The 401-nt window shown below is 57.9% G+C and carries 1 protein-coding gene; it reads right to left on the bottom strand.

What is annotated here, in order from left to right; all coding sequences use genetic code 11:
- The coding region (locus QMX97_RS32065; protein ID WP_282398240.1) for a hypothetical protein at positions 1-190 on the bottom strand (190 nt) is incomplete at its 3' end.
- Positions 191-401: the final 211 nt, after the last annotated feature.

The raw sequence follows: 401 nt of genomic DNA, 5'->3' as shown, positions 1-401 counted from the left end.
GCGCAGCAGCCCCAATAAGGCCGCCACAGTTTATCTGGGAAAAACTCCAGTCAGGTTTGGGGGCTGCTGCGCAGCCCAACGCAGGGCAAGCCTGCTCACCACAATAAGCCTGCTCAACATCACAAAACTTGATTGCCATAACACCGTGCTTGTCACAACTTACCCAACTGCCCATCACCAGGCGGTACATTAAGCTGCCCGCTGCGACAGATAAGCCACTGTGTCAGGTGCACTCGCTGTGATAGGCAAGCCCACAGTGTCAGCTTCACCCGCAGTGGCAGGTGCACCCACTCTGGCAGGTTTCCCCCTGTGGTGAGCAGGCTTGCCCTGCGTTGGGCTGCGAAGCAGCCCCAATAAGGCCGTCGCGGTTTGTCTGGGAAAAACTCCAGTCAGGTTTGGGG

Source organism: Pseudomonas sp. PS01298 (assembly GCF_029959745.1).
Lineage (GTDB): Bacteria > Pseudomonadota > Gammaproteobacteria > Pseudomonadales > Pseudomonadaceae > Aquipseudomonas > Aquipseudomonas aylmerensis.
The sequence above is the reverse complement of the archived record's forward strand: the minus strand, read 5'-3'. Positions and strand labels throughout refer to the sequence as shown.